Origin of the sequence: Salibacter sp. (assembly GCF_031581065.1) — a bacterium.
Taxonomy (GTDB): domain Bacteria; phylum Bacteroidota; class Bacteroidia; order Flavobacteriales_G; family Salibacteraceae; genus Salibacter.
In genome coordinates this window covers 1-3,877 of sequence record NZ_JAVLBN010000088.1, presented here as the reverse complement: position 1 = coordinate 3,877, position 3,877 = coordinate 1, and the positions used below count along the sequence as shown (strand labels likewise).

At 38.6% G+C, this 3,877-nt stretch carries 3 protein-coding genes; all 3 read left to right on the top strand.

What is annotated here, in order from left to right; genetic code table 11:
- The first annotated feature begins 364 nt into the window (after positions 1-364).
- On the top strand, positions 365-2,095 hold the full coding sequence (locus tag RI557_RS11515; protein ID WP_310683905.1) for a phospho-sugar mutase: 1,731 nt from the start codon (positions 365-367) through the stop codon (positions 2,093-2,095).
- A gap of 48 nt (positions 2,096-2,143) precedes the next feature.
- Positions 2,144-3,157 carry a T9SS type A sorting domain-containing protein gene (locus RI557_RS11510; RefSeq protein WP_310683903.1) on the top strand — a complete coding sequence of 338 codons (1,014 nt, stop codon included), beginning with the start codon at positions 2,144-2,146 and terminating at the stop codon, positions 3,155-3,157.
- Positions 3,158-3,169: 12 nt separating this feature from the next.
- On the top strand, positions 3,170-3,877 hold a 708-nt coding region (locus RI557_RS11505), incomplete at its 3' end, for a hypothetical protein (protein ID WP_310683901.1).

Below are 3,877 nucleotides of genomic sequence, written 5' to 3'. Positions count from 1 at the left end.
TTTTCGTCTTCATGAATATTCACTGCAGGTGAAAATTCATTTCCGTTGTAAAAATCATTGTACACATCAGAGCCAAAAAATGATGGTACAAAAGGCCAGTTGTTTCTTCTTGCTAATTTCATAATTCTATTGTTTTAAGTTTTTTGTTTTTAAAATTTGTTCGTTTGCATAAAATCAATTCATGTACCAAAACAAAAGACTGATATCGAGTCGGTAATTTAGACGGTCAGAACCGAAATACCATGTCTTTTTGACTGGTTTCGTGAGTTTTAGCTGACATTTTTACTGAATCAACTGAGCATTTGTATTAAGTAGGTAAGTGAATTACATTTGACAGCGAATAAGACAACCTAAATCACGATAGATGCAACAAGAAGCAACTGTAGAAGAATCACTCGAACATAAAGCAAAGGCATGGACATCAGCCTTTTTTGATGAAGAAATAAGAAATGAAGTTGAAGAACTCCTCGAGCAAGGTGGAGATGCACTGGCTGATGCTTTTTATAAAGATCTGGAATTTGGAACAGGCGGAATGCGCGGTATTATGGGTGCCGGCACAAACCGAATCAATAAATATACAATTGGTCAGGCTACTCAGGGATTGAGTACTTACCTCACAAGACAATTTGAAGGTGAGCAAATAAAAGTGGCAATCGCCCACGATTGCCGACATAACTCCAGGAAGTTTGCTAAACTCGTTGCTGATGTATTCAGCGCTAACGGAATTGACGTGTACCTTTTTGAGGATCTGCGCCCTACTCCTGAGCTTTCATTTGCAATTCGTCATCTGGGCTGCCACAGTGGTGTGGTTCTGACCGCCTCACACAACCCGCCAGAATACAACGGTTACAAGGTTTACTGGAACGATGGCGCTCAACTCGTTCCACCTCACGATACAAACGTGATCAACCTCGTTCGCGAGACAGATCTATCTAACATTCAATTCGAAGCTGACGAAAAACGCATCCACACGATTGGAGAAGAAATCGATAAAGCCTATTTCGAGGCAATTGCTGAACAATCGATGGGTGATGCCGGAAAGAAGGATTTGAGCATTGTTTTTACTTCAATTCACGGAGCATCTATCAAATCAGTTCCTCCGGCTCTGAAAGAAGCTGGCTTTTCAAATGTCCATATTGTTGAAGAACAGTCAGAACCGAACGGAGACTTCCCAACAGTAAAGTCGCCCAATCCCGAAGAACCGGAAGCCCTTAAAATGGCGATCGAAAAGGCTGAAGAACTCAACGCTGATGTAATCGTGGGTACAGACCCTGATGGAGACCGAATTGGAGTTGGCATACGTGACAACAATGGCAAAATGCAGCTCCTCAACGGCAATCAGGCAGCTTCTCTCCTCACCTGGTACCTGATCGATCAGTGGAAAAAAGCAGATAAATTGAGTGGCAATGAATTTATTGCTGAAACAATTGTCACCTCTGAGCTTCCTGCTGTAATTGCTAGAGATTACGGTGTCAGCACTTATTACTGTTTGACCGGTTTCAAATGGATAGCAGATATCATTCGCAGAAAAGAAGGAAAAGAAAAATTCATTGGCGGTGGCGAAGAGAGCTACGGCTATATGGTTGGCGATTTCGTTCGCGATAAAGATTCTGCAAGTTCCAGTGTTATCTTCTGTGAGCTGGCTGCACTTGCAAAGTCTCAGGGGAAAACAGCATTTGATTTTCTCATCAATCTGTACATGAGGTACGGATTCTACCAGGAACACCTGATCAGTATCGTCAAAAAAGGCAGAAACGGAGAAGCTGAAATTGCTCAAATGATGAAGAATTTCCGCAACAACACACCACTGGAAATTGACGGATCAAAAGTCATTCACACCCGCGACTTCGAAACACAGATTGAAACGCTGGAAAATGGCGAAACACAGCCTTTAGATTTCCCTAAATCAAATGTTTTTCAATTAATTACTAAAGACGGAACACGCGTAACTGCTCGCCCGTCAGGAACTGAACCAAAGATTAAATTCTACTTCAGCGTGAATCAAAAACTAGAAAATAAAGAGGATTTTGACAACGTTCAGATCCAATTGAAAGACAAGATCGAGAGGATTGTGGAGGAGCTTGAAATAAATTGATTTGTTAATTTTTTTTGAACTGTATAAGTTATTTAATAAAGTTGTAGAATGAAGCGTATAATCATATGCCTTATTTTACTTACGAGTTTATTTAATTTGAGTGTCGCACAAAGCGACACTGTTTTAGAGTTTTCTTATGATACTGTTCAATATGAACCACTGAATCATGACAGTAGTACTTTATTAACTACAACTCCATGGGAACAATTTGATTACTCATTTATTGATATTGGTTTCGATTTTGAATGGTTTGGTAAAGAATACAATGAGTTGCGGGTCAATTATGATGGTACTATTTGGCTTGAGCGATGTTTGAGTGAAGCTTCGGATCGTTTTGAGGATCTGGGTTCATTTATAGATTCTGCGAATGCAAACAGTGACAGCACAAGTCAATCACCAGTGAAGTATAATCTTTCCGGATCTCAGGGTAATAAGATACTCACTGTAGAGTATAACATGAATGCAACTTACAACTCTGTTGATGATACAGTTCACTATCAATACAAACTTTACGAGGCCGATAACAGCATATCCCTACAGTTTGGCGATATCAAAACACAAAACTGGAATAGGTTATTCGCAGATTCAACTGATAATGACTCAGGGTTTATTTACACTCCATTTTTAATGTTTATTTACAAAGTCCACTGTAGTAATAATTATCATGATTCTATCGCGATGGTGTACGAGGATACAATCAACAACAGGTACGTTGATACAACCGGGATAATTTGGTTCCAGGGAGATATTTCAGATTTGAGACTATTTAATCCTCCGCCAAAAGGAACCATTTTCTACTTCAAACAGGATTTTCCACTTAACAGTAATCAATATCAAACTAAATCTGAGTTAACTGTTTTTCCCAATCCTGCTCACAGTAGAGTAAACATTAAAGGAGCAAAACAAAACACTGAGTTTACTATTAAAAACATGTTGGGCCAAACGCTTAAACGCGGAAAAATATTAAGTGAAAAACACCAAATTGATGTCTCGAATTTGGCTGATGGTCATTATATAATCAAAACAAGAGATAAAACTGAAAAGTTTATCATCCAACATTAAACCAAAAGAGCTATGACGTTTCGCTTAATTATAATACTTTCTTTTTTCATAAGCCTTCCCGGACTAGCCCAATTCAACAACAATAAAATTGATTTTGAATCTTTTAAAAGGCAGTTTTCTCCAATTCCAGCGAATTCTGATACTGTTCATTTCTGGAATACAAGCTGGAATAATGGTCAGGTCACACTTGAACCTTTGGCTATTGGTTTTGACTTTTATTGGGGAGGGCATAGTTTTGATAGTTTAGATGTTTTGTCTTCTGGTGGCTTTGCATTCCGTGGCGAACCATGTACTATTAATGAACATGGATACACAGCGTTCATCAGCTGGGAAATATTAGATAGGGTATATTTCCTTGGTTTAGATAATGATACTACTTATACTGATACTTCCTTAACCCCTGTTAAATATTATCGCGGGACTGATTCACTGGGGTATAAAACATTTACAGTTCAATGGCTCAATGTACCATCACAAAATTACGAAGGTGACTCCCTTTCATTTCAATTAAAACTCTACGAAAGGGATAACAGTTTAGAAATTCACTACGGTAAATTGATACTTGACGAAACTACTTGGCCAGACTTCAATATAGTAGCAGAGAATGCCACACCCTTCTTTTACTTATACCAGGATGTTGATTGTGACTCTCAAATTAACAATTCACTAGCACTTGTAGAAACTAATAATGATTCTGCCACACTTCATACAGAAGTTCCC